A 23,247-nucleotide genomic window follows, 5' to 3' on the forward strand; every position below is an offset into this window, starting at 1 on the left:
CAGCGCGCGATCGGGCCAAAAGGGTGCGACAGAACGACTCTCTGACGATTTTTTGCAGTTGGATTATTGCGCCGCACCATCCCGCTGTGTATAGTTGGACCTGTCTCCTCCATGTCTCCTCCTGATATGGATTAAGCCCGCTCCCCTTGAGCGGGCTTTTTTTCGTCCTGAATTTCTTAGCGACGCCATCCAGGCGAGCCATCGCTTCGACGATTCTGCCCGCGTCTGGCCACGCCCGCAGCCCCGCTTCCCCTGTCTGTCACGCCCTTCCCGGCGATCGTCTAGACTCGACGAGTCATTCGACAGGAGATTCCCCACGATGAAACCCCCGATACTCGGCATCGACCACGTGGTGCTGCGCGTGGCCGACATGAAGGCGATGGCGCGCTTCTACTGCGAGGTGATCGGCTGCCATATCGAGAAGGAACAGCCCGATCTCGGGCTGGTGCAGTTGCGCGCCGGCCATTCGCTGATCGACCTGCTGATCGAGAACGCGCCGATCGACCGCGCGGACAGCGGCGTGCCCGGCGCCGGCCGCAACATGGATCATCTGTGCCTGCGCGTCGAGCCCTTCGACGCCGAGGCGCTGCGCGCGCATCTCGCGGCGCATGGCGCCCGGCCGGGCGAGCCCGCCGAGCGCTATGGCGCGGACGGCTACGGGCAGTCGATCTATCTGTTCGACCCGGAAGGCAACATGGTGGAGCTGAAAGGACCGCCGCGCGCCACGGCCGGCTGAACGAGGCGAGGCTCTTGAAGCACCGACGCGAGCCGGAAGCAAAGCGAGGCGCGAAGAACCCGGCCCCGAATCGCGCGTCAGCCCTCGCCGCGCGGCTTGAGCACGGTCCATTCGACCGCGATCGGATCGTGCGTCGCGCTCGAGATCCACACCGTGCCGTCCTGGATCGTGCATTGCAGGCGCATGGTGCGTTCGGCCAGCGCGCCGAGCGCCTCGGCCGTGCCCTCCAGCAGCGACAGCACGCGCACGTTGCGCAGCCGCTCGACCTTGCCGCGCACGCCCTGCCACCAGATGTCCGAGGTGCGGCCACCGTAGGCGATCACGTCCACCTCGCCCGAGCGACCGCTGGCCTTGGCGATGCGGCGCTCGTCGGGCTGGCCGATGTCGATCCAGGCCTCGATCGCGCCGGTCAGGTCCTTGAGCCAGAGGTCGGGCTCGTCGGTATCGGACAGCCCCTTGCAGAACTCCAGCCGTTCGTGCGCGAACAGCGCGAAGGCGACGATGCGCACCATCATCCGCTCGTCCGTTTCGGACGGGTGGCGGGCCACCGTCAGCGAATGATCGCCGTAGTAATGCCGATCCATGTCGGCAATTTGCAGTTCGGCCTTGTAGATCGTCGATTTGAGCGCCATCGGGGGTCTTGCCGCGTGCGGCGAAAAGTTCGGTCGGGGCGTGGATGATACCGAATGCGCGAGGCCCTCGCCGTGGCCCCGTTTCAAAAACGGTGCGGCATCAGCCTGGACGGGACGCTATGAAGATCGCCTGGTCATACAAGAAAATCCAAAACGCCCGCCGCGCGCAATGCCTAGAATGAAAGCAAGGGTGCCGTCCCGCCCGCCAGCCGCACGGAGGCCATCGTGGTCGAGCAAGTGATCCTGGGCATTTTTCTGGTGCTGCCGCTCGTGATCGTCGCGGCCCTGTTCTCCGACGAGCTATGGCAGGAACATCGCCGGCGCCATCCGCGCGAGATGCGGCCCGTGCATGCCGGCCATATCGACTGGCGCCATCCCTGGAAACATTGGCGACGCGGGCATTGATCCCGCGCCAACGGCACAGCCGCTAAACAGCAACACGCGTCGCTTCCTCCCTTCTTCTCTCGCCGCCGCCGGGCGCCAAGGCACGATGCCCTGGCGCCCGGCGCGCTTCGTTCAGCGCGCGAAGCGGATATCGAGCGCGCGCAGGTAGGTCTGCAAGCCCGCGTCCTGCAGCGGAATCACATAGGCCACGTCGTTCGACTCGTTGAAGTGCGCATGCCAGTAGCCCGGCGGCGTGACGAAAGCCATGCCCGGCGTCCAGTCGACGCGCACCGGATCGACGATGTTGCCGGCCTCGTCCAGCTCGGTGCCCACCAGCGTGTACACGCCCGGGCGACAGGCGGGGATGAAGTCGAGCGCGATCGACTGGTGGCGATGCGGCTTCTGCACGCTGTTGGCCGCGATCACGCCGAACATCGCCCACATCGAATGCGTGACCGTGCGCGTCTGCGGGAAATGGCGGTTGCCGAGCAACACGCTCACGCGGTTGCGCAGCGCGGCGCCCGGTGCCGACGCCACCTTGTCCAGTTCCTCCTTCGCGCGCGCGGCCGGGTACAGCGTCGGCTCGAAGCGCGGGTTCGCGACGCGCGTGCCGAGATAGTCGAGCAGCGGCGCGTCGTTCACGTAGTACAGGCGCGCGGTGGAATCGGCGCTCAGCGTTGCCGGCGCGCCGCCGGGCAGCGAGAAGAAATCGCCCTGCGCGAAGCGGAACGCGCTGTCGCGCTGCGCCACCGAGCCGGCGCCCTCGAGCACGTAGAACACCAGCGAGGTCGCGTTCGGGTCGACGCTGAGTTGCTCGCCCGCGACGATGCGCACGAAGTTCGCCATCAGGTCCGGACCCGTCGCCGGGTAGTCGCAGCCGAGTTCGGCCGACAGATCCAGCGGCACGATGCGCGTCGGGCCGCTGTCGTAGAGCGAGGCGGGGAAGCTGCGATACGGCACGCGCGAAATCAGCTTCGCGCCGATCGGGTTCGCCGACGAGGTGTATTCGAAATACTCGGCGTCGCGCATCGCGCGTTCGTCGTCGAGTTGCAGCGTGGGGGCGGGGGTCTTGTCGAGCATGATGCGGCTCCTTCATGGCGGGAAGCGTCCGGCGCGCAGGATCACGGCCGTCGACGTTGGAGCGACTATAGAGGCGCGCCCGGCCGGGACGGAACCGCGCCGCCGGGAAATGAGCTTTGCGCAAAAGGGACAACCCGGTCCCTGGCTTTGCCCTACACTGCATGCGACCCCAACCAGGCGCGCGCCAGCCGACGCGGCCCGTCATCCGCCATGGACTATTTCTCCGCGATCCGCGCCTTCCTGCATGCCGCCGAATCGGGCAGCTTCAGCAAGGCCGCCGACCGCATCGCCGTGAAGACCTCGACCGTATCGCGCTACGTGAGCGAGCTCGAGCGCGACCTCGGCATCGCGCTGTTCAACCGCTCCACGCGCGGGCTGGTGCTGACCGAAGGCGGCCGCGTGTTTCGCGAGCATGCGCAGGCCGTGCTGGCCGCGCTCGACGAGGCGCGCGAGGCGACGTCCTCCTTGAACGCCTCGCCGCGCGGGCTGCTGCGCGTGACCATGCCGCGCGCCTTCGGCCTGCGCCACGTGATCCCGCACCTGCCCGAATTCACCGCGCGCTATCCCGGCATCGATATCGACGCGGTGCTCAGCGACGAGACCGTCAACCTGATCGACAACGGCATCGACCTCGCGATCCGGATCGGCGTGCTGCCCGATTCGCAGCTGATCGCGCGGCGGCTGGCCATGCATCGACGCATCGTCTGCGCGAGCCCGGGCTACCTGGAACAGCACGGCGCGCCGGACTCGCCGGCGGCGCTCGCCGGGCACGAGGTGCTGCGCTTCCCGCTGATGCCGGACGATCGCTGGTGGTTCGCGGCACGCGCGCCGCGCGGCGAAGAGCAGGTCGACGAGTCGATCCCGGTGCAACTGCGCGGCCGACTGCGCGCCGACGATACCGACGCGCTGCGGCAGCTCGCGATCGCCGGCTGCGGCATCGCCCTGCTGCCGGTCTGGGCGCTGGGCCATGCCTTGCGCGACGGCCGGCTGGTGCATCTGCTGGCCGATTGGGACGTGCAGACGGCGCGAACCGCGTCGGCGATCTGGGCGGTTTATCCGCCGAAGAAGACGGTGTCGTCGAAGGTGCGCGCGTTCATCGATTTTTATGCCGATCGATATGCGCGGCTGGTCGACTGGGAAAGCTGACGACGTGGCGAATCAATAACCAGCAGGCTGGTGCTGCTCGTAAGCGCGCTCCTGGCGCACGCGTTCGTCGCGGATCCGCTGTTCGCGCTGATGCTCGTAGAGCAGGCGCTGGTTGCGCAGCTCGTCCTGGTAGTGGCGCTGGGCGCGCAGGTAGTCGTCGTGGTCGTTGACGCGCAGGTAGCGCGACGCGTCGGGGCGAGCGCCGTCAAGACGCGATTGGGCCGCGGCCGGCATCGCGGCGATCACCCCGGTGAAGGCCAAGGCGCAGCAGGCGAGCGAAAACCGTGAACGTGGCGACATGCTCGTTTCCCGGTGAAAAGGTGAAGGGTCACCGTAGCATTCCCACGGCGGGCATATCGGGAGATGGCGAAGCGGATTTCGGGGATGCGAAACGAGAAACTGTACGGGCTAGAGGATCACCTGCCCGAACCGTCCCTTGCCAGCGAACGCGTAGGGCACCTTGAAAGCGGCGCCACCGGCCATGCCTTCGGCTTGCTCGACGATGCGCGGCCACCAGCGCACAAGGGAGTACGCCTTGTCCCAGAATTTGTGGCTCGACCATCCTCGGTCGAGGAAGAACACGATCAAGCCGGCACGACGCAGGGCTTCGCGCTCCAGCCCCTTGTTCAGCTTGTCGTGGGTGACCACCGACCACCCGCCTTCCCTTGCCAGCGCGGCGATCCAGTCCGAATCGGGCGTATTCGGCGGAAACAGGTCCTTCAAATGCACGACGCGATGCCCTGAGTTTTCCGACAAGGCATGCAGCGCTCTGGCCAGGGCAGGCGGCAAGTTGTTGTCGACAAAGAAGTTCATGCGGCGATCAGGCTTTCTTCGAACGCGATGGCCGCGTCCACCGATGCCACCGGAACCTCGTAGAGCCTCGCCACCATGTGCCGATCGCCCTCGGCGATGAAGGCATCGTGCAGGATCGATGTCCTCACGGCCCCATCGGTCACGACGGGTTTTCCGAACGCAATCGCCGGGTCGAGCACGACTGCCTTGCTGCGAGGCGTGGGATACCAGCGAGCCGCCACCTGGTCCGCGCCGAACTCGATGCCGCTGTACAGCGAGGGCTCGATGATCCGCCGAAAAGCGTATTGCTTGCGCACCAGGTCGAGCAACTCGGTTTCGCCGGTTTCCTCCATCGCCGAGGCGAATATCGTGCGGCCGTCGGTGCGAAACTGCCGGGAGGTGAAGGGATAGTCAGTGGCGAACAGTTCGCGGGCACGTTGGCTGGCGACGCGGATCGTCTGCAGACTGACGCCGTGTTGTCGAAACGCCCGCACGAACCGAACTTCCAGCAAGTCGTGAAAGCCGATCCCGTCCATCTGCTGATCGAATTCCGTAGCCCACAGCGGTGGAACCTCGACAGGCAGCTCCTTGCGCGGATCGCGATAGGAATAACCAGCCAGCCAGCGGCGCAACTCACGGAGCGGAATTTGCGTGAGCAAGGCGGCTTCAGGGTAGGTGTAGAGACCGACGCCCGTCAGCTTCATTCGCACCTCCCTGGAAAGTTGACCGGTCGAACACTTCGCGTGCTCGAAAACCACTCGATTCTACAGAATCCCGCTGACAACTTTCGACAAGTCCGCTCGATAAGGCCACCATTTACCCGCCCAGCGCCACCGTGTCGCGGACGCGATATCCCGTGCCAACTCAAAACCGATAACTCACCCCCGCCATGCCGAAATAATTGCTCCTGGCCTGCACGATCGGGCTGTCGCCGAAGCGCCCGAGCAGGCGAGTCACCCCGCCCGTCGCCAGCACCGACCAGTGCTGCGACACGCTCCAGTTCCAGGCGACCGTCGCCGATGCGCTGTCGATTCCGCCGCCGACCGAATAAGGCCGGAAGCGGCTCGCCGCGGCCTGGGCATCGGTGACGCCATAAAAGGTCTGCCCATAACGCCCCGTGCCGGCATGCACGCTGCTGGTCACCATGATCGTGTGGTGTGCAGTCTTCAGCAGCGGCACCGCGAGGTCCAGATGCCCCGACACGCCGTGCGAGGTATGCGTCACCGGCGTATCGAGCGCGACGCTCAGCTCCGCGTCGCCGAACAGCGTCACCCCCGCGCGCACGCCCACCAGCACCGAGCCGGGGATCCGGCCCATTCCCTTCAGGTAATCCGAGCCCGGCAGATCGACGCGGTTCTCGTCGTCGCGGCCCGGATCGTAGTTGACGGCCGCCGAGACGAACACGCCATGCGGCAGGTCGAGCCGATAACCGGCGCCATTGCTGCTGTCGATGAAAAAACCATTGCCGAACTTCGCCGCGAACGACGGCGCCGGTACGGCCCGGTACTGCTTGCTGCCCGGATAACGCGGCGCGACGGCGGCGCCGAGCGAGACCGTGTAGTCGTTGTCCGCATGGGCGGCGGTGGCGAGGGCCAGGCCGGCGAGCGGCACATAGCGACGAAGGCGGCTGAGCTGGCCGAGGCGGCGAAGTGGGAGGCGCACGATGGTTCGATCGAGGTGAGGGAGAGCGCAGTCTAGGAGCCGCCGTGCGCCGAGACTGTCCCGAATCTGCGGGGATTCTGTGATCAATTGTGTTCAAGTGTCCGCGATTGTGCTTTCGCGGCTTTTGCCGCGACTGACGCGGATAGAATCGGCCTGCCGCGCTCCTGCCGCCTTCTTGCCGCCGCCATGCCGGGCAGGCCGCGGGCATTCCGGGATGACCATGACAGACGAACCACTCAAGCATCGCGTGCTGCTGATCGAGGACGACGACCGCCTCGCCCAGCTGGTGAGCGAATATCTCGACGGCTATGAATTCGTGGTGACGGTGGTTCGCCGCGGCGACCTGGCCGTGGCGGCAGTGCGCGAGCACCAGCCGGCGCTGGTGATACTCGACCTGATGCTGCCCAACCTGGACGGCATGGAAGTCTGCCGCCGCATTCGCGCCTTCGCCGACATGCCGGTGCTGATCCTGACCGCGCGCACCGACGTCTACGACCAGGTCGCCGGCCTGGAGATGGGCGCCGACGACTACGTGACCAAGCCGATCGAGCCGCGCGTGCTGGTGGCGCGCGCCCGCGCGCTGCTGCGCCGGGCCCAGCCCGCCGGCGCGGCGCCGGCCGCGCCCGAGCTGCTGGTGTTCGGAGAACTGAGGATCTCGCCGCCCAATCGCAGTGTCACCTGGCGCGGCGAGCCGGTCGAGCTGAAGACCGCCGAGTTCAACCTGCTGCTGGTGCTGGCCCGCGCGGCCGGCACCGTGCTGAGTCGCGACGACATCCTCAGGCAGTTGCGCGGCATCGAGTTCGACGGCCTCGACCGCTCGGTCGATTCCGGCATCTCGAAGCTGCGCCGCCGCTTCGAGGATGCCGTATCCGCCGAGCCGCACCGGATCAAGACGATCTGGGGCCGCGGCTACCTGTTCAGCCCTTCCGCCTGGGACGAGTGAATGCTGCGCCCGCTGATCAAGCTCTACCTCATCGTGATCGTCTGCGTCGCGCTGTCGATCACGCTCATTCAGCTCTCGTTCGACCGCATCTTCTTCTACCAGCGCGTCGCCGATGCCGAGCGCGAATCGCTGAGCACCTACGCCTTCGTGCTCAACGACTACCTGGAACGCCATCCCGGCGCCCAGCGCCAGCTCGCGCTGCGGGAGCTGGCGCGGCACGGCAAGGAAGGCTTCGGCTTCCTGACGATGCAGGAGGCGCGCTCGCGGCTGCGCGGCACGCCGCTGCGCGATCTCGAAGCCGGCCGGATCGCGATCGGCTACGACAGCAAGGATTACTACATGCCGCTGGCCGACGGCAGCGTGCTCCATTCGCATCCCGCCGAAACCTTCGATCTCGACATCCGCATCTACGCCTACCTGCTGCTCGCCTTCGCCACGCTGCTGGCGGTGATGTCGTGGATCCACTTCCACTGGCGCGACCTGCGCCGGCTGCAGGCCGCCGCGCGCGCGTTCGGCGCGGGGCGGCTGTCCACGCGCGTGCTGCTGCCGCGCAAGTCGAACATCTACGAGCTGTCGCGGCAATTCAACGACATGGCCGAGCGCATCGAGGCCTCGATCAAGCAGCAGCGCGAGATGATGCAGGCCATCTCGCACGAGCTGAAGACGCCGCTGGCGCGGCTCGAATTCGGGCTCGAGCTGCTGGCCGCGCCGGATGAGACGCAGCGCATGCGTGAGCGCCGCGAGGCGCTGCGGCACGACGTGCGCGAGCTCGACGAGCTCGTCACCGAGCTACTGACGATCGGCCGGCTCGAGCAGGGCGCGAGTCAGCTCGCCGCGATGGAGGTGGCGGTCGACGCGCTGATCGGCAGCGTCGCCGGCAGCGTGGCCTTCGACGTCGCCGATCGCGGGATCGAACTCGACGTGTCGACGCGCGGCGCGCCGGCCAGCCACACCTGCGATCCGAAGCTGGTCGCGCGGGCGCTGCTGAACCTGATCCGCAACGGCGCGCGTTATGCCGACAGGATGGTCCTGCTGGCGGCGACCGGCGACGCCGCCGGCGCGCTGGTGCTGAGCGTCGACGACGACGGGCCCGGCATTCCGGTGGTCGACCGCGCGTGCGTGTTCGAGCCGTTCCAGCGCCTCGACGCGAGTCGCGACCGGCGCACCGGCGGCTTCGGGCTGGGGCTGGCGATCGTGCAGCGCATCGCGCTGGCGCATGGCGGGGAGGTGCGGCTCGAGGATTCGCCGCTGGGCGGGGCGCGCTTCGTGATCACGCTGCCGGGACAGCTCCCGGCGGGAGGGCGATAGGGCGTGCCGTCGAGCTTCGCCGGCATGCTGCCGGACGCCGCCACATTCCACTCGACCCGCAATTGCCGTCGGGCATAATTCGCTTTCCCTCCAACATGCACGGAAAAGCGCCATGCTGACGCGAGAGCTGCTGTACACGGAAATCGAATCCCTCATCCGGGAACACGGCAAGGCGAGCTTCGAGATCGGGTCGATTCCGATCACCGTCGACCTGTCGAATCGGCATGAACGCCACTACGCCGCATCGCTGCTGCTGGATATCCGCTATCCGCAAGGCGACGTCGACCGGGCGCTGTTCCGCCGCTTCGTCCGCGCGGGCGACCAGGTGCTCGATGCCGGCGCGAACATCGGCGTCACGGCACTCGAGATGCTCGAGGCCGGCGCGCGCCGCGTGATCGCGGCCGAGCCGATCCCGGAACTGTATGCGCGGCTCGCGAGCCTGGCGACGGATCGCGTGGTGCCGATCGAGCAGGCGATCTCGGCCGCGCAAGGCCAGGCGACGATCACCGTGTCGTTGACCCATAACCAGGGCTCGAGCCTGAAGGACGAGGTGCTTGCCCTGTTCCCCTCGATCTTCGGCGACACGCACCAGACGCTTTCCGTGGCGACCACCACGATCGACGCGCTGCGTGCCGAGCACGGCAGCTTCGATGTCTGGAAGCTCGACATCGAGGGCGCGGAAGTGGACGCGCTGATGGGCGCCCGGGAAACGCTGGCCCATCGCCCGCCTCATACCATCATCGCCGAGCTGTATGGCGACCTGCGCCATGGCTTCCGCGAGCACCTGCAACAGACGCATCCTCACGGCCATCGCGTGTTCCTGCGCAAGACCGACTACCAGCTCGACTTCGCCGATGTCGATGCCGAACCCGGCGAGCTGCACCACCACACGAGCCCGATGTTCGTGTTCTCGCAGAAGCCGGTCGTTTGAGCCGGCGCTGGAAGGAGCCGGCTCAGGACGCGCGCGGAGTCGGCGCGCGAAATCACGGGGCGACGTCACCGAGCAGCTTCCGGCGCAACGCCGTCGCTCGGGTTCGCGGGTCCAGCCAGATCGAGAAGAAGGCTTTCGCGAACACCGGGTCGTCCACCGCCACACCAGGCTGGCCGTTGCGATAGAAACGCGCGCCCTGGCCGGGCAGATAGACACCACAGAGACTATCGCCGGGCACGACATCATCGAATGCACGCACCATGTCCGCCTGCCAGGCGCTGCGCACCTCGTCCGTCAGCGCGCCGCCGGCCAGCCGGTCGAGTTCGTGCATGCCGGCGCCGACCAGTTGCTTGCGCGAGAAATGCCGGCGGTAGCTCAGCTCCAGCGCGAACGGCGCATCCAAGTCGACCGGCGCCCGACTCGCATAGAGGCGCGCGTCATAGAGGCAGATGCCGAGCACGCAGAAATCCCCCGCACCGATCAGCCGCGCCTGAGCCAGTTCGTCGACGCAGCCCGCCTGCGCGCCGCGCGCGAGCAACAGCGCCGCGAGGCACCATCCGCGCCAGGCCCACGCGACGCTAGGCATCGCGCGCAACCAGGAAGTGGACCACGTCCGTGCGCGCTTCGAGGAAGGCGGCTTCGCAATAACTCAGATAGAGACGCCAGGTGCGGATAAACAGCTCGTCGAAGCCCTGCTCGCGAATCGCGTCCAGACGCGCCTCGAAGGCGTCCCGCCAGACGTGCAGCGTGCGCGCGTAATCCTGGCCGAAGGCGAACACCGGCGTCGCGGCGAGCGCGGCGTCGCGCGCGGCCGCCACGAAACGCTCGGGGCTGGGCAGCATGCCGCCCGGAAAGATCGTCTCGCGAATGAAGTCGCTGGAGGCGCGATAGGCGTCGAAACGCGCGTCGTCGATCGTGATCGACTGGACCAGCGCCCGCGCGCCCGGCTTCAGGCAGCGCTGCAGCGTGGCGAAATAGCCGGGCCAGAAAGCCTGCCCAACCGCCTCGAACATCTCGATCGAGACGATCGCATCGTATTGCCCGACCGCGTCGCGGTAATCGCACAAGTGCACGTGCGCGTGGTCGGCGAGCCCGTTGCGGGCCATCCGCTGCACCGCGAACGTGTACTGCTCCTGCGAGATCGTCAGCGCGTCGACGCGGATGCCGAGCCGGGCCGCATGTTCGGCGAAACCGCCCCAGCCGCAGCCGATCTCCAGCACGCGCATCCCGGCGCGAAGGCCGAGCGTATCGACGATGCGCTGGTACTTGGCGGCCTGGGCAGCCTCCAGCGAGCGGGCCGGATCGCCGTCGAAGCAGGCGCTGGAATAGGTCCAGCTCGGATCGAGCCACTGCGCATAGAAGGCATTGCCGATGTCGTAGTGCGCGTGGATATTGCGGCGGCTGCCGGCGCGCGAGTTCGCGCGCAGCCGATGACGCAGCGCGTACCAGAGGCGCGCGAGCCGCCCGCCGTCGATGGTCGGCGCGACGGCATCCTGGTTGCGCAGCGCGAGCCGGACCAGGGCCACCAGGTCGGGCACCTCGACCCATCCGGCGCGATAGGCGTCGGCCAGGCCGATGTCGCCGCTGCGCAGGATCCGGCGGCAGGCGCGCCAGTCGTGGATCTGCAGGGTCGCGGCGGGCGCCTGGTGCGGATCGCCGAACACCAGTTGCGCGCCTTCCGGCGTGACCAGGGTGAGATGGCCATGCCGCATCCGGCGCAGCAGCGCGAGGAACCATTTCGCGCTGAGCGGTTGCGCGGTTTCGGAATGGGAGCGGACATGCAGCAGGTTCATGGACGGGCCTCGTGACGGGAATTCGCCGGCGACGCGCGGTGGTGGCCGGATACGGAAGAATCGAATACGGAAGGATCGGATGCCGCCGGCTCGGGCGACTGCGGCTGCGGCGGCCGGCTGCCGTGGAAGGGCACGCGCTTGCGTGCCAGTTGCAGCGCCTGCCAATGGATGCGCCAGAGCGTGCCGATCATGTCGAATGGCCGGCGCGCGAAGCGCCACCACGCGCCGGGCTCGCGCCGTTCGCGCATCGCGATCGCGGTGCGCAGCAGCAGGCCCGCCTCGTCGTGATGATCGATCGCGACGGTCCAGCGGTCCCGGTCGCGCAGCACGCGAAAGCGATAGCCGCCGCTCACCGTGCAGAACGGCGAGACGTGGAAGGTCTTGCGGCAGTCGAGCACCGTCTCGCCGTCGATCGGCGCATGCGCCGGCGCGCTGAGCAGGTAGCCGTGCCGCGCGCCGAAGGTGTTGCGCACATCCGCGTACAGCGCGCGCAGGCGTCCCTCGCGATCGTGGCAGTACCAGAAGCTCACCGGATTGAAGGCATAACCGAACAGGCGCGGCATCGTCTGGAGCCAGATCTCCCCGTCGGCCGGGATGCCGGCCTCGGCCAGGCGCGCGCGCATCCACGGTTCGAGCGGGCTGCCGTCGCAGGGGCCGTAGTCGCGCGCGGCCAGGCCGAGCGGGCGCCAGCGATCGATGCCGAACCAGAACGACGAAGGGCGCGCGAAGCGGTCGAGACGGCAGGCCACCTGCAGCAACCGGTAGCGAAACGCGTGATGCGCGGGCCGCAGGCGTTCGTGCGTCACCTGCCCGACCAGCAGCCGCAGGCTGTCGTCGGCCGGCTTCATGGCCGGTTTCATGGCCGCGCCCAGGCCGGCGCGACGCCGAAATCGCTTGCCACGCGCAGCGCCGACCTGAGCCCGTCCTCGTGAAAGCCGTAGCCCGCCCAGGCGCCCGCGAACCAGGTGCCGCGCCGCCCCTGCAGCTCGGGCAGGCGCTGCTGGGCATCGACGGCGGCCAGATCGAGCAGCGGATGTTCGTAGTGGTAGCGGCCGAGCAGCGTATGCGGTGCCGGTTCCGCCACCGGATTGAGCGTCACCACCACCGGCGTGTGGAACGGCAGCGGCTGCAGTTGGTTGAGCAGGTAGCTGACGCACACCGGCTGCGCGTCCTCGCCCTGGCGACGGCTCAGGTAGTTCCAGGCCGACCAGACGCGACGCCGGCGCGGCAGCAGCGCGGGATCGGTGTGCAGCAGCGCGAGGTTGCGCTGGTAGCGGATCGCGCCCAGCACCGCGCGTTCCTCGTCGCTGGCGTCGGCCAGCAGGCGCAGGCTGGTCGGCGCGTGGCAGGCCAGCACCACGGCGTCGAAATGCTCGGCGCCCGCCCCGTCGGTCCAGACGGTGGCCCCGCCGCGATGACGCCGCACCACCCGCACGCGCGCGTTCAGGCGCACGTCGGGCAGCGTCGCCGCGATGCGCTCGACGTACTGGCGGGAGCCGCCCGCCACGGTTTTCCAGGGCGGCCGGTGATTGACCTGGAGCAGGGCGTGGTTCAGGCAGAAGCGCAGGAAGGTGGCGGCGGGAAAGCGCAGGACGTCGCTGGCCGCGCTCGACCAGATCGCGGCCGCCATCGGCAGCAGGTAGTGCTGACGGAACGGCGCGCCGTAGCCGCCGTCGGCCAGCAGCTCGCCGACCGAGAAGCGCTGCCGCTGGGCGGACTCGAGATGACGCTCGGCCGAGGCGTTGAAGCGCAGGATGTCGCGCAGCATGCCGAGGAAGCTTGGCGAGAACAGGTTGCGCCGCTGCGCGAACACGGTGTTGAGGTTGGTGCCCGCCCATTCGAGCCGGCCTTCGTCCACCGACACCGAGAAGGACATGTCGCTGCCATGGGCGCGCACGCCGAGCTCGTCGAACAGGGCGACGAGATTCGGGTAGGTGCGATCGTTGAACACCAGGAAGCCGGTATCGACGGGATGCCGCTCGCCGTCGAGTTCGACATCCACGGTATGAGCATGGCCGCCCAGGTAGTCGGCGGCCTCGAACAGCGTCACCCGATGCTGGCGCGCCAGCAGGTAGGCGCTGGCCAGGCCGGCGATCCCGGCGCCGATCACGGCGATGCGGCGGCCCGGCGGCATGGCGGGAACGGGATGGGACATGGACGTCGGGCTCCGGTTGGATTGAGGCGCGTTCGGCGGTTTCCCGTTGATACGGATCAGGCGCCGCGACGGATGCGGAGCGGCGCCATCTCGCGTCCTATTTATCCGCCGGCGGCGAGGCAAAGCCGGGCTGGCCGAGCTGGGCAGGCAGTTGCGGCACGCGGCGGAAGCGGCTGGTGTCGTAGCCCATCGCATCGAAGCGCGCGAGCAGGGAGCGATAGGTGGCCTCGTCCATCTCCGGCTCGCGCGAGAAGATCCAGCCGAGCGACTTGCCGGGATAGCCGATCAGCGTGTAGCGGTAGTCGGGATCGACGTAGAGCGTCAGCTGGGAGACGTGGATCGGCCAGAACAGCCGCACCCGCCACGCGCCGCCGCCGCTGCCGGGCACCACCGTGTCGAGGAACTGGTAGCGGCTTTCCGGCTTGTCGAAACCGCCGCGCCGGCCGACGAACACGTCGTCGATCCGGCCGTCCTGCCGCAGCGTCCACTCGGCGCGGCTGGCGACGACATCGCGCTCGGCGAAGTAGGGAATGTTGGCGATCACGTACCAGCGTCCCATGTAGCGCGGCAGGTCGACCGGCACCGTGACCAGCGGCTGCGCCGCGCGCGGGTTCGGGTTCGGCGGGCCGCCCGAGCATCCGCCCAGGCCGAGCACCGCCGCCAGCAGCAGGCCGCGCAGCACGACGGCGCGCCACGTCGAGCGTGCGGGCCTCATGATCGTGCCGTCCGCTTGTCGAACAGGTAATGCGCGACGCCCCATTCCTGCCCGGCGCGATAGCCGAACAGCTCGGCCACCGCCATGTAGAACATCCGCCAGCGCTGGAACCAGACGGGCGCCTGCGCGCCGTAGGCCTCCACCAGCACCGGCATGACGCGCTCGTGCGCGGCGTCGAGCGAGCTCAGCCAGTGCTCGGCGGTGCGCGCGTAATGCGTGCCGTCCAGCCACCATTGGCGCGTCACGCGCAGATCGTCCTGGAAGCGCAGCAGCAGGTTGGCCGAAGGCATGGTGCCGCCCGTGAAGAAATAACGGGACATCCAGTCGCTGCCGTCGCGAACGGTGAAGTGATAGGCGAGCGAGCGATGCGCGAACAGGTGCACGAACAACCGGCCGTCGTCGCGCAGCCAGCCGGCGATCTTCGCCAGCAGCAGGCCGTAGTGCTTCATGTGCTCGAACATCTCGATCGACAGCACACGGTCGAAGCGCTCGGTGCCGGCGTCGAATTCGTGGTCGACCACGTTGCCGGTCACGATCCGCAGGTTCGTCAGTCCCAACTCGGCCGCGCGCTGCTCGATGAAGGCGCGCTGCCCATGCGAATTGGACAGGCCGACGATCTGGGCGCGCGGATAACGCCGAGCCAGCCACAGCGAGAGCGAACCCCAGCCGCAGCCGAGGTCGAGGATGCGCTGGCCGTCGGCCAGGCCGGCGCGCTCGGCATAGAGCGCGAGCATCGCCTGCTCGGCTTCGGCGAGCGTTTCGCTGCCCGTCGGGTAATGGCAGCACGAGTACTTCAGGCACGGCCCCAGATGCGCCGCGAAGAAGGCGCCCGGCAGCTCGTAGTGCTGCGCGTTGGCCGCCTGCGTCTCGATCGCGATCGGGCTGGCGCGCAGCTCGGCCAGCATGGCCTCGAAGGCTTCCGCCTGGCGGGCGCTGTCGCCGGCGTGCTCGTCGCGCAGGCGCTGGCGCAGCAGCGCGCGCATGCCGAGCCGGATCGCCGCGTCGGGCAGCCAGCCGCGCTCGGCGCAGCGCAGGGCGAAACCGTCCGGCGCTTCGGCGCGCGGGACGGCGGACGAGTCGGTGGTGACGGCGCTCATGGTCGAGGCTCTCCTGGATCGGTGGAAGATGGAGCGGAAGGCCGGCGCGGCGGCCAGGGGATCAGCGCGCTGGTGCGGCGGCGGTATTCGCGATAACCGGCGCGGCTGTGCACCAGGTGCTCTTCCAGCAGCGGAATGCCCGACACCTTGAGCAGCAGCCAGGCCATCAGCAGCGGCGGCGCCAGCGTGGCCCAGCCCCAGGGCCGTCCCAGCGCCCAGGCGGCATAGGCGCACCAGTGCAGGCATTCGAAGAAATAGTTGGGATGGCGCGAGTAGCGCCACCAGCCGGCGTCACACACCTGGCCACGTCGATCGGGCCGGGCCACGAAGCGTCGCAGTTGACGGTCGGCGGCGGCTTCGCCCGCCACCGAGGCGATCCAGATCGCCAGCGCGATCGCCATCGCGAACCGCGAAGGCGGATCGGCTTGATAAGCCGGCACGAAGAAGGCGATCGCGAGCAGGATCGACACCACCGCCTGGAGCAGGAAGAAGGCCAGCATCCGCCATGCCGCCGATGCGCCCCAGCGCTCGCGCAGCGCGCGATAGCGGTAGTCCTCCGGCTGGCCGTGATTGCGGCGCCAGAGATGCCAGCCGAGCCGCCCTCCCCACGCGCCGCCGCAGACGGCGACGAACAGGCGGTTGAGCGCATCGCCCGGCGCCACGACGGCGACGAGCACGGCGACGCCGCCCAGCGACAGCGCCCAGACCGGGTCGATCATCCCCGCATTGCGGGTGCGCAGCTGAACGGCCCAGGCCGCCGTGAAGACGGCGATCAGGGCAAGCAGGACAAGGGCGAAAGCGGCGATAAACGACATGCAGGCTCCGGAGCAGGCTTCATGGCGGCTTGAAGCGGATACGGAGCGGCGGGCGCAACGGATGCAGGAAATGTGACGAATGCACGGATAGCCGCATCGGGCCGTGATGCGGCGGGGGGCGGGCGCGCTGGAGGAAAGGCCGGCTGAGGGTAGGCGGGCCGGCGGCTCGGGCTGCCGGCGCCGCCCCGCGCGGCTTCAGGCGGTATGAACCTGACCGGTGGCGATCACCGGGCCGGTAGGCTGGCCGGTGGGCGAGCCGCCCGTCGGCTCCACCGAGACGGCGAGCACCGCCTGGGTCTTGAGCTGCGCCACGATCTGCGGCGGCAGCGACATGGTGGCCGGCGCATCGGACGGGAACACACCGAGCGCGACCGGCTTCGCGCCTGGAGCGATCAACCAGAGCTCGGTCGAGCGATCGGCGGCGATGCTCGGCTTGACCGCCGGCGTGACGATCATCTGCGCGCGCTGCAGGTCGACGGTGGCGGTCCAGTGCGCCGTGCCGTCCTCGCGGGCGATGGTCGCGACCAGGTAGGACGGCGCCGAGGCGACCGGCGTGGCCGGCTTCTCCAGCGTGCCCAGGTCCACCGCGAGCAGCGCGACCACGGCAACGCTGGCGCCGATCCCGACCCAGCGCCACAGCACCAGGTTGTTCCACCAGCCCACGCGAGCCGGCGCGGCGCGCGGCGCCGAGGGCGCATCCAGCCAGCCGAGATCGCGCTGGATGCGCTGCCAGATGCGCGCGGGCGGTGCCACGGCCGGCACCGCCTCGGCCAGCGGCGCGAGCCGCCGTTCCCAGCGCAGCAGCGTGTCGCGCAGGCGCGGATCGCGCTCGACGCTGGCTTCCAGCGCCCGGCGCTCGTCGGCGTCGAGCACGCCGAGCACGTATTCCGCGCAGCGCAGGTCGGGGTCGAGTTCGGGAGGCGTGGTCATCGCTCGAGGCAGCTCTTGAGTTGGATCAGGCTGCGCCGGATCCAGCTTTTCATGGTCCCGAGCGGCACCTGCCGCCGCTCGGCCAGCTCGCTGTAGGACGCGCCGGTGTAGAAGGCCTCGCGCACCACGCCCCGCTGCATGGCCTCGAGCTGCTGCAGGCAGCGCTCCAGGCGCGCCCGCTCCTGGCTCGCCTCGGCATCGGCGGCCGGCGTGGGCGCTTCGTCGGCCAGGTCCGCCCAGGGTTCGTCGTCGCCGAGCGGCACCTCGCGATGCTGCCGGATCCGGTCGATGGCGCGGTTGCGCGCGAGCGTCACGAGCCAGGTCAGCGCGCCGCCGCGCGTGGCATCGAAGCTGTCGGCCCGTCGCCACGCCGTCATGAACGCGTCCTGGAGGATGTCCTCGGCCTCGCCCTTGTCGCGGACCATGCGCAGGATCACGCCGAACACGCGCGGCGCCGCCGCGCGATACAGCGCGGAGAAGGCGGCCTGGTCGCCTTGCGCGACCTGTTCGAGCAGCTTGTCGAGTTCGGGAGAGGACGGAGCCTGTCCGGCCGCCGCGCTCGGGCGGTCGGCCAGGTCGGGGCGCGTAGCGTCACCGGACGGTTCTTTCATTCGCAAGGAAGGGCGAGCGCCACCCCGGCGGGATGGTCTGTCGCAATATACCATCGCGCATCGCCATGACAGCGATTCGTTCAGCGTCGGGTGTCGCGAAGATTCCATCGTCGGCGGGCGGGCGTTGTCCTGGGTCTTCCTCGATACGGATCAGGCGCCGCGGTGGATGCAGGCGATTGGAAATCGGGCGGGCGGGCGATGCTGCTAGCGCGACGGTTACTGCCACTGCGCCACGCCGCCATGGCGCGAGCAGGTGCCGGAGCGGTGCCGGCTGAAGCTGTAGGTGCCGTCGCGGCAGCGTGCGGTGGCGCCGGCCGGGACTTCGCCGTTGCGTGAGTGCGCGGGTGAATGGACCTGCTCGCCGTCGCGGTTCGTGTAGTGGCCGTGCTCCTGGAGCTGGGATTCGTCCGGGGCCGGCTGGGGCTGGTAGGCGAAGGCGGGCGCGACAAGCACGCCGAGCAGCGCGGCAAGCAGGAATCGTTTCATCGTGGTCCCCCGCGGCGGCTTTGGCCGGTGGTGGTTGGTGCTGGGTCGGGTGGGCCGCGACACACCTCTCATTTCTCTCTGCAAAAACCTCAACCCGCGGATCCTCAAACAGAGATAACTCATTGATTTATATATGATTAAAATGAACTTCTCTCTGCAACTCTCTAATTTTTCTTTGCAATTCTCTCTGTCAGCCGCCAACAAGGCGCCGTGTCTGAGCCAGTGTTGGTGATCACTCCATGGCGGCGCAACCGGGTCAACAGGCCACTGACCTTGTTGTATTTTTGCTTGTCATCCAGGGCATCGCTCAGTTTGTCCATCAGTAGTTTGTTGATTTCAGCACGGTTGGCCTGGCCAAACTTCTCTAGGTAGTCGGTCAGTAACTTGGCGTAGAAAGCGTCGTCCTGCGCACGGGTGCGGATGTAGTCGGCTTTGTTTGCTGTTGCCTCCGCCACGGCTGCCGAGACGTGAAAGTTGGGCTTACGCCCTTCAATCAGTTTGCTACGTCGCAAACGAGCAGCGGCTTCGTCCGGGATGGGCAACTTTTTCTGAACGCGATCCAGCGCAAGGATATCCGCCAACGGTAGATCAGTATTCTGGATCAGCAAACGACTGTAGGCTGGGTCGGCAACGCCACCGTAAATCGTCAGTTTGACTGCGCCGATGTCACTCAGGTCATAGTCCGGTAGCGGGAAGTATCGCCGCGCCTGCCCCGCATAGATGGAGTGGATGCCATAACCCATGGTGTCGATCATGTTCAATTCGACCATTGCCTGGGCCAAAGCCGGGTTCCGGTACCGGCGTGGTGTCTTGTCGCCCTGGATGTACTCGTCTGGCTGTCCCTCGAAGAAACTACCTTCATTCTCGAACACCAATCTGTCAGGCAATTCCGTCACCACCACTCGCCCATTGCGGGTGTAATCCTGGTGGGCAAGGCAATTGTGCAGGGCTTCCAACACGATCTTCTGATCGTACTTGGAGACTTCAATCGGCAACAACTCGTCTTGCGGCAGCAACCGAAGCTGAATGTTGCGAATACGCTGATAGAGTCGTGTCGTGCTTAACAGGAACGGTGGTCCGAAGTGCTCATAGGCCCGCTCCTGGCCTTCCAGCTTCCAGGTCAGTTGCGCTGGATAGGGAGAGAGGTGGAAGGTCGATTCAACCTTGCCGAGCAATAGCAGCGCGGTACGGGTTATTTGGCCGTTTCGCGTGACGCGAGCGCGATCAAGAAAGGTTGGAACCGACCAGCCTTCGACCTCACCAGATTGGAAACGGTTGGCATACTTCTGCGCGAAAGACTCACGCGCTTTGTGTACAGCCGCCTCATCCAGATCATCCAGCGTAGCGCCAGCCACTACCTGTGCCGTCCAGTCTTGCCCTTGGGTTTGGCGGCGGATGTCATCCAGCTTGTCCAGCCCCAGCGAAGTCAGGCTTTCGCCGGCACGAGCGTAGTAGTGGCCTTTCCAGGCAATCGGAATGCCCTGCGGTGCTGCAGGGATCTCCAACATCAGCACACGGCCATCGGCGTGCGCCAATTCATGGATTTCGCGGAAGGTAATGCGAGGTTCCGCATTTTCGGCAATCTGCATCTTCAGCGATTGCAGACGCTCGGATTGAGGGCGATAGTCCGTGCCCACCACGCGGCGAGTCTTGTTGCTCACACCGAACACCAGCCAGCCGCCATCGGTGTGGCGAAGGTTGGCTTCGTTTGCCAGGGCAGAGAAGTACTTGCCTATCTCGTCAGTACTGTAGTTGTTGTCAGCCTGCTTGAATTCAGCCACTTCGTTCTCCCAAGTGGCGATCAGGCTGCTCAGCCGCTGGCTCAAGTCTGGTTGCGTCATCCTCTCTCCTCTGCTGCCTCCATCACTTCGATCAAGCCTTCGACCGTGACTCCCCTTGCTTCAGCACCGGTTCAATTGCTGTGTCCTTACTCTTTTGTGAACCTACTCATTCGAATTCAGGCGGTCAATTTATCAGTCGTGGTGGACAGGCCTCCTGAAAGCGCACCTGAACAGCTCGCGAGCATCCACGCAACTCTGGCCGGCCCACCGCGCCGGCTTACTTCCCGATGCAAAACCGACTAAAAATAACCCCCAGCAGATCATCCGAGGTGAATTCCCCGGTGATCGAATTCAACTGCTCCTGCGCCAGCCTCAGCTCCTCGGCAAACAGATCGAGCGCCTGCGCATTCTGATCCGCATGATCCGCCGCCTGGGCCAGATGCTCCCGCGCCGCGCGCAACGCCACCAGGTGCCGCTCGCGCGCGAGATACACGCTTTCGGCGCCCGCCTGCCAGCCGGCGATGCGCAGCAGCTCGGCGCGCAGCAGGTCGATCCCGTCGCCCTGCTTGGCCGACAAGCGCAGCTCGGTGAGATCGACCTCGCCCGCCGCGCCGCTGCCCGGGTGCGTCACCGAGGCCGCCTCGCCGCTCAGGTCCGTCTTGTTGAACACACGCACCACCGGCACGCCGGCCGGGAAACGCTCGGCGATCGCGCGGTCCTCGGCGCCGAGGCCCGTCTGCGCGTCGAGCAGGTGCAGCACCACGTCGGCGCGCTCGATCTCGCCCCAGGTGCGCGCGATGCCGATCTTCTCGACCTCGTCCTCGGTCTCGCGCAGGCCGGCGGTATCGATGATGTGCAGCGGAATGCCCTCGACCTGGATGGTCTGCGCGACCTTGTCGCGCGTGGTGCCGGCGATCGGCGTGACGATAGCCAGCTCGGCGCCGGCCAGCGCGTTGAGCAGCGAGGACTTGCCGACGTTCGGCTGCCCGGCCAGCACCACCGACATGCCCTCGCGCAGCAAGGCGCCCTGCCGCGCGTCGCCGAGCACCTGCGCGAGCCGCTCGCGGATCCGCGCGAGCTTGCCGCGCGCATCGGCCGCCTCCAGGAAGTCGATCTCCTCCTCGGGAAAGTCGAGCGTCGCCTCCACCAGCATCCGCAGGCCGATCACGTCCTCGACCAGTGCGTGGATGTCGCGCGAGAACACGCCGTCGAGCGAGCGGCCGGCCGAACGCACCGCCGCCTCGGTGCTCGCCTCGATCAGGTCGGCCACGGCCTCGGCCTGCGCCAGGTCGAGCTTGTCGTTGAGGAAGGCGCGACGCGTGAACTCGCCGGGCTCGGCGAGCCGCAAGGCGTGCTCGCGCCCGGCGTCGAGGCAGCGTTGCAGCACCAGCTGCAGCACGATCGGGCCGCCGTGGCCCTGCAGTTCGAGCACGTGTTCGCCCGTGTAGGAATTCGGCGCGGTGAAGTACAGCGCGATGCCGCGATCGAGCGCCGCCCCGGCTGCGTCGAGAAAGGGCACGTAGCTCGCGTGGCGCGGCGCCAGCACCTGGCCGCACACGGCGCGCATCAGCGCTTCGGCCGCCGCGGCGCCGGCGCGACCGAACGACACGCGCACCACGCCGATCCCGCCGCGGCCGGAAGCAGTTGCAATGGCGACGATCGGATCGGAATCGGTAGCTGGCATCGGGATATCGGGATCAGGAAAGGAGGTTCGGACCAGCGTCATGAGGTCGCCGCCGGAACGCCGCATTGTAGCGTGGCCGCCCAGGCGCCACGGGCTCGCGGCGGGGACATGAAGCCGTTGGATGTGAGTGGCAGGCAGGCATCCTCTTTTAGCTCGATTGCGCTAATACTGAGATTCGCCGTCTCACGCATCGAGGTTACGAAATCCGCTCCCACCGCCTATTTACGAGATAATACCGGGTATCGACTGGCCTTTCGGCCAGTACCTCTCAGCGCTCAATGAGATAAATCTTTCGCAGCCGGTTGTTATCGGACGCGAACCCCGATTGCACAATCGGCGCATGCCTAGCCTTGACGAAAAACTGGCGTTTTCGGAACGCCTCAAATTCGCGCTACAGCGCAGTCCGGAGAAGCCCTCGGGAGCCACGGAACTGGCGCTGCATTTCAATCTGCGTTATCGCGGCGCGCAACCGGTATCGGCACAAACTGCCCACAAATGGCTGACGGGCCGCACCATTCCCACCGTCGACAAACTCGTCACGCTCACCGAATGGCTGCGGGTCGACCTGCACTGGCTCCACTACGGCCCGCCGCCGAGCAATTCGGCGGGCACGCCCAATCCCCTGCCGCGTGACGAACGTTACCCGCCCACCGTCGAGACGATCGAACTGGCCAGCAAGATCGAAGCGCTCTCATCCCATCACCGTTACCTGGTACAGGAACTGATCGAGCAGTTCTACGGCGGCGCGACGGGGCGCTGAGCTTCGCATCGACGCGGCGCACTGTCGCGATCAACAGGATTCACCCACTTCGCCCGGACCGCGCGGATTCGGCCGTTAGTTGCATTCGGGACAAAGCCCCTCAGACAGCTATCCACGATGCGGCACATTCTCCTAAACACGCTAAATCGTCTCGGGCCAGCCTCTTGGTGCCGCAGCGCTTCACATGCCGAGCATCCCCAAACAGCATGGCATTTTAGAGATAGCACTGCGCGCATTACCCATCCGAAAACAGCTAAATCGCCACTCATTTGAGATAAATATGGCGCGACCGGTTGTCGCTATAGCCAAGGCTCGCTTGCACAATCTGGCGCATGCCGACCCGAGATGAGAAAACGGCGTTTTCGGAACGCCTGAAATTCGCCTTGATGCGCAGCCCGGAAAAAGTCTCGGGCGCGACCGAACTCGCCCTGCACTTCAACCTGCGGCACCACGGCGAGCACCCGGTCTCGCCGCAGACGGCGCACAAATGGCTGACCGGCCGCACCATTCCGACCACCGACAAGCTCGAGACGCTGGCCGGCTGGCTGCGCGTCGACGCGCACTGGCTGCATTACGGGCCGCCGCCCTCGGTAGCCGCGCGCAACACGCCGAAGCCGCTGCCGCGCGACGAGAAATACCCGCCCACGCCGGAGACGATCGAGCTGGCCACCAAGATCGAGGCGCTTTCGCCGCATCACCGCTACCTGGTGCAGGAGCTGATCGAACAGTTCTACGGCGACGCCTCCGAGCACTGATCCGCGCAACTTTCCGTTTCCGCCAAGCATAAAAAAACCGCCCGGCTAGAC

26 protein-coding genes are annotated in these 23,247 nt (G+C 67.3%); 8 read left to right on the forward strand and 18 right to left on the reverse strand.

The features are described 5' to 3' along the window. Positions 1-319: 319 nt before the first annotated feature. Entirely contained in the window at positions 320-736 is a 417-nt protein-coding gene (locus BM43_RS23580) for a VOC family protein (protein WP_036048786.1), read from the forward strand. 77 nt (positions 737-813) lie between these two features. Here BM43_RS23580 and BM43_RS23585 read toward each other — a convergent pair whose 3' ends face one another. Next, complete coding sequence (locus tag BM43_RS23585; RefSeq protein ID WP_013699773.1) at positions 814-1,368, reverse strand: YaeQ family protein; 555 nt, start codon at positions 1,366-1,368, stop codon at positions 814-816. Positions 1,369-1,593: 225 nt separating this feature from the next. Between BM43_RS23585 and BM43_RS23590 the strand changes: the two genes are divergently transcribed. Continuing rightward, positions 1,594-1,773 carry a hypothetical protein gene (locus BM43_RS23590; protein WP_036048785.1) on the forward strand — a complete coding sequence of 60 codons (180 nt, stop codon included), beginning with the start codon at positions 1,594-1,596 and terminating at the stop codon, positions 1,771-1,773. A 111-nt stretch (positions 1,774-1,884) separates the two neighbouring features. Here the strand turns inward: BM43_RS23590 and BM43_RS23595 are convergent, their stop codons facing one another. Continuing rightward, positions 1,885-2,832 (reverse strand): cupin domain-containing protein, encoded by a 948-nt coding sequence (locus BM43_RS23595; protein WP_013699775.1) that lies wholly within the window; start codon positions 2,830-2,832, stop codon positions 1,885-1,887. 210 nt (positions 2,833-3,042) lie between these two features. On the opposite strand from BM43_RS23595, the gene BM43_RS23600 reads away from it, so the two are divergent. Next, entirely contained in the window at positions 3,043-3,978 is a 936-nt protein-coding gene (locus tag BM43_RS23600; protein ID WP_036048783.1) for a LysR family transcriptional regulator, read from the forward strand. A 12-nt stretch (positions 3,979-3,990) separates the two neighbouring features. On the opposite strand, the gene BM43_RS23605 is transcribed toward BM43_RS23600, so the two are convergent. From BM43_RS23605 to BM43_RS23620, 4 genes are all read right to left on the reverse strand, one after another. Then, positions 3,991-4,278 carry a hypothetical protein gene (locus tag BM43_RS23605; RefSeq protein WP_036048782.1) on the reverse strand — a complete coding sequence of 96 codons (288 nt, stop codon included), beginning with the start codon at positions 4,276-4,278 and terminating at the stop codon, positions 3,991-3,993. A gap of 108 nt (positions 4,279-4,386) precedes the next feature. Next, a complete protein-coding gene (locus BM43_RS23610; RefSeq protein WP_036048780.1) occupies positions 4,387-4,791 on the reverse strand; it encodes a DUF5615 family PIN-like protein in 405 nt (134 codons plus the stop codon). Beyond that, positions 4,788-5,474, reverse strand: coding sequence for a hypothetical protein (locus tag BM43_RS23615; protein WP_036048778.1), 687 nt, complete (start codon positions 5,472-5,474; stop codon positions 4,788-4,790). Before BM43_RS23615 ends, BM43_RS23610 begins: the two co-directional genes overlap by 4 nt. A gap of 160 nt (positions 5,475-5,634) precedes the next feature. Then, positions 5,635-6,381: a MipA/OmpV family protein gene (locus BM43_RS23620; RefSeq protein ID WP_036048776.1), complete on the reverse strand. Its 747-nt coding sequence runs from the start codon at positions 6,379-6,381 to the stop codon at positions 5,635-5,637. A 271-nt stretch (positions 6,382-6,652) separates the two neighbouring features. Here BM43_RS23620 and BM43_RS23625 point away from each other — a divergent pair, with 271 nt between their 5' ends. The 3 genes from BM43_RS23625 (at position 6,653) to BM43_RS23635 (ending at position 9,614) form a co-directional block, all read left to right on the forward strand. Then, a complete protein-coding gene (locus BM43_RS23625) occupies positions 6,653-7,375 on the forward strand; it encodes a response regulator (protein ID WP_036048774.1) in 723 nt (240 codons plus the stop codon). Then, positions 7,376-8,683 (forward strand): ATP-binding protein, encoded by a 1,308-nt coding sequence (locus BM43_RS23630; protein WP_036048772.1) that lies wholly within the window; start codon positions 7,376-7,378, stop codon positions 8,681-8,683. A gap of 112 nt (positions 8,684-8,795) precedes the next feature. Continuing rightward, a complete protein-coding gene (locus BM43_RS23635; RefSeq protein WP_036048770.1) occupies positions 8,796-9,614 on the forward strand; it encodes an FkbM family methyltransferase in 819 nt (272 codons plus the stop codon). A gap of 52 nt (positions 9,615-9,666) precedes the next feature. Here the strand turns inward: BM43_RS23635 and BM43_RS23640 are convergent, their stop codons facing one another. The 12 genes from BM43_RS23640 to mnmE all read right to left on the reverse strand — a co-directional run bounded on the left by BM43_RS23640 (position 9,667) and on the right by mnmE (position 21,681). Then, complete coding sequence (locus BM43_RS23640) at positions 9,667-10,200, reverse strand: chalcone isomerase family protein (protein ID WP_036052924.1); 534 nt, start codon at positions 10,198-10,200, stop codon at positions 9,667-9,669. After that, positions 10,193-11,407, reverse strand: coding sequence for an SAM-dependent methyltransferase (locus BM43_RS23645; protein WP_036048768.1), 1,215 nt, complete (start codon positions 11,405-11,407; stop codon positions 10,193-10,195). Before BM43_RS23645 ends, BM43_RS23640 begins: the two co-directional genes overlap by 8 nt. Then, positions 11,404-12,267 (reverse strand): DUF1365 domain-containing protein, encoded by an 864-nt coding sequence (locus BM43_RS23650; RefSeq protein WP_036048766.1) that lies wholly within the window; start codon positions 12,265-12,267, stop codon positions 11,404-11,406. The genes BM43_RS23645 and BM43_RS23650 overlap by 4 nt, the downstream gene beginning before the upstream one ends. After that, the gene (locus BM43_RS23655) at positions 12,264-13,562 is read right to left on the reverse strand and encodes an NAD(P)/FAD-dependent oxidoreductase (RefSeq protein ID WP_017918374.1); all 1,299 of its coding nucleotides are present in this window, start codon (positions 13,560-13,562) and stop codon (positions 12,264-12,266) included. The genes BM43_RS23650 and BM43_RS23655 overlap by 4 nt, the downstream gene beginning before the upstream one ends. A gap of 97 nt (positions 13,563-13,659) precedes the next feature. Continuing rightward, complete coding sequence (locus BM43_RS23660) at positions 13,660-14,277, reverse strand: lipocalin family protein (protein ID WP_013699784.1); 618 nt, start codon at positions 14,275-14,277, stop codon at positions 13,660-13,662. Beyond that, positions 14,274-15,374, reverse strand: coding sequence for an SAM-dependent methyltransferase (locus tag BM43_RS23665; RefSeq protein ID WP_036048763.1), 1,101 nt, complete (start codon positions 15,372-15,374; stop codon positions 14,274-14,276). Before BM43_RS23665 ends, BM43_RS23660 begins: the two co-directional genes overlap by 4 nt. Beyond that, positions 15,371-16,189, reverse strand: a complete 819-nt coding sequence (locus BM43_RS23670; protein WP_036048762.1) for a DUF1295 domain-containing protein — start codon at positions 16,187-16,189, stop codon at positions 15,371-15,373. Before BM43_RS23670 ends, BM43_RS23665 begins: the two co-directional genes overlap by 4 nt. 195 nt (positions 16,190-16,384) lie before the next feature. After that, on the reverse strand, positions 16,385-17,119 hold the full coding sequence (locus BM43_RS23675; protein WP_036048760.1) for an anti-sigma factor: 735 nt from the start codon (positions 17,117-17,119) through the stop codon (positions 16,385-16,387). Then, entirely contained in the window at positions 17,116-17,730 is a 615-nt protein-coding gene (locus BM43_RS23680) for a sigma-70 family RNA polymerase sigma factor (RefSeq protein ID WP_036039198.1), read from the reverse strand. Before BM43_RS23680 ends, BM43_RS23675 begins: the two co-directional genes overlap by 4 nt. A 216-nt stretch (positions 17,731-17,946) precedes the next feature. Further along, positions 17,947-18,216, reverse strand: a complete 270-nt coding sequence (locus BM43_RS23685) for a DUF3761 domain-containing protein (protein ID WP_036039201.1) — start codon at positions 18,214-18,216, stop codon at positions 17,947-17,949. A 164-nt stretch (positions 18,217-18,380) separates the two neighbouring features. Further along, a complete protein-coding gene (locus BM43_RS23690; RefSeq protein WP_036048758.1) occupies positions 18,381-20,057 on the reverse strand; it encodes an RNA-binding domain-containing protein in 1,677 nt (558 codons plus the stop codon). A gap of 217 nt (positions 20,058-20,274) precedes the next feature. Beyond that, the gene (mnmE, locus tag BM43_RS23695; protein WP_036048756.1) at positions 20,275-21,681 is read right to left on the reverse strand and encodes a tRNA uridine-5-carboxymethylaminomethyl(34) synthesis GTPase MnmE; all 1,407 of its coding nucleotides are present in this window, start codon (positions 21,679-21,681) and stop codon (positions 20,275-20,277) included. A gap of 340 nt (positions 21,682-22,021) precedes the next feature. On the opposite strand from mnmE, the gene BM43_RS23700 reads away from it, so the two are divergent. Further along, positions 22,022-22,441, forward strand: a complete 420-nt coding sequence (locus tag BM43_RS23700) for a transcriptional regulator (RefSeq protein ID WP_036048754.1) — start codon at positions 22,022-22,024, stop codon at positions 22,439-22,441. A 332-nt stretch (positions 22,442-22,773) separates the two neighbouring features. Continuing rightward, complete coding sequence (locus tag BM43_RS23705) at positions 22,774-23,196, forward strand: transcriptional regulator (protein ID WP_036048752.1); 423 nt, start codon at positions 22,774-22,776, stop codon at positions 23,194-23,196. The last annotated feature ends 51 nt before the right edge of the window (positions 23,197-23,247 follow it).

Origin of the sequence: Burkholderia gladioli, assembly GCF_000959725.1 — a bacterium.
GTDB lineage: Bacteria > Pseudomonadota > Gammaproteobacteria > Burkholderiales > Burkholderiaceae > Burkholderia > Burkholderia gladioli.

Excerpts from the sequence above, each read along its gene's own strand:
- BM43_RS23580 (WP_036048786.1), top strand. The coding sequence starts at position 320 with ATGAAACCCCCGATACTCGGCATCGACCACGTGGTGCTGCGCGTGGCC.
- BM43_RS23585 (WP_013699773.1), bottom strand. The coding sequence starts at position 1,368 with ATGGCGCTCAAATCGACGATCTACAAGGCCGAACTGCAAATTGCCGAC.
- BM43_RS23595 (WP_013699775.1), bottom strand. The coding sequence starts at position 2,832 with ATGCTCGACAAGACCCCCGCCCCCACGCTGCAACTCGACGACGAACGC.
- BM43_RS23600 (WP_036048783.1), top strand. The coding sequence starts at position 3,043 with ATGGACTATTTCTCCGCGATCCGCGCCTTCCTGCATGCCGCCGAATCG.
- BM43_RS23605 (WP_036048782.1), bottom strand. The coding sequence starts at position 4,278 with ATGTCGCCACGTTCACGGTTTTCGCTCGCCTGCTGCGCCTTGGCCTTC.
- BM43_RS23610 (WP_036048780.1), bottom strand. The coding sequence starts at position 4,791 with ATGAACTTCTTTGTCGACAACAACTTGCCGCCTGCCCTGGCCAGAGCG.
- BM43_RS23615 (WP_036048778.1), bottom strand. The coding sequence starts at position 5,474 with ATGAAGCTGACGGGCGTCGGTCTCTACACCTACCCTGAAGCCGCCTTG.
- BM43_RS23625 (WP_036048774.1), top strand. The coding sequence starts at position 6,653 with ATGACAGACGAACCACTCAAGCATCGCGTGCTGCTGATCGAGGACGAC.
- BM43_RS23630 (WP_036048772.1), top strand. The coding sequence starts at position 7,376 with ATGCTGCGCCCGCTGATCAAGCTCTACCTCATCGTGATCGTCTGCGTC.
- BM43_RS23635 (WP_036048770.1), top strand. The coding sequence starts at position 8,796 with ATGCTGACGCGAGAGCTGCTGTACACGGAAATCGAATCCCTCATCCGG.
- BM43_RS23640 (WP_036052924.1), bottom strand. The coding sequence starts at position 10,200 with ATGCCTAGCGTCGCGTGGGCCTGGCGCGGATGGTGCCTCGCGGCGCTG.
- BM43_RS23645 (WP_036048768.1), bottom strand. The coding sequence starts at position 11,407 with ATGAACCTGCTGCATGTCCGCTCCCATTCCGAAACCGCGCAACCGCTC.
- BM43_RS23650 (WP_036048766.1), bottom strand. The coding sequence starts at position 12,267 with ATGAAACCGGCCATGAAGCCGGCCGACGACAGCCTGCGGCTGCTGGTC.
- BM43_RS23655 (WP_017918374.1), bottom strand. The coding sequence starts at position 13,562 with ATGTCCCATCCCGTTCCCGCCATGCCGCCGGGCCGCCGCATCGCCGTG.
- BM43_RS23660 (WP_013699784.1), bottom strand. The coding sequence starts at position 14,277 with ATGAGGCCCGCACGCTCGACGTGGCGCGCCGTCGTGCTGCGCGGCCTG.
- BM43_RS23665 (WP_036048763.1), bottom strand. The coding sequence starts at position 15,374 with ATGAGCGCCGTCACCACCGACTCGTCCGCCGTCCCGCGCGCCGAAGCG.
- BM43_RS23670 (WP_036048762.1), bottom strand. The coding sequence starts at position 16,189 with ATGTCGTTTATCGCCGCTTTCGCCCTTGTCCTGCTTGCCCTGATCGCC.
- BM43_RS23675 (WP_036048760.1), bottom strand. The coding sequence starts at position 17,119 with ATGACCACGCCTCCCGAACTCGACCCCGACCTGCGCTGCGCGGAATAC.
- BM43_RS23680 (WP_036039198.1), bottom strand. The coding sequence starts at position 17,730 with ATGAAAGAACCGTCCGGTGACGCTACGCGCCCCGACCTGGCCGACCGC.
- BM43_RS23685 (WP_036039201.1), bottom strand. The coding sequence starts at position 18,216 with ATGAAACGATTCCTGCTTGCCGCGCTGCTCGGCGTGCTTGTCGCGCCC.
- BM43_RS23690 (WP_036048758.1), bottom strand. The coding sequence starts at position 20,057 with ATGACGCAACCAGACTTGAGCCAGCGGCTGAGCAGCCTGATCGCCACT.
- mnmE (WP_036048756.1), bottom strand. The coding sequence starts at position 21,681 with ATGCCAGCTACCGATTCCGATCCGATCGTCGCCATTGCAACTGCTTCC.
- BM43_RS23700 (WP_036048754.1), top strand. The coding sequence starts at position 22,022 with ATGCCTAGCCTTGACGAAAAACTGGCGTTTTCGGAACGCCTCAAATTC.
- BM43_RS23705 (WP_036048752.1), top strand. The coding sequence starts at position 22,774 with ATGCCGACCCGAGATGAGAAAACGGCGTTTTCGGAACGCCTGAAATTC.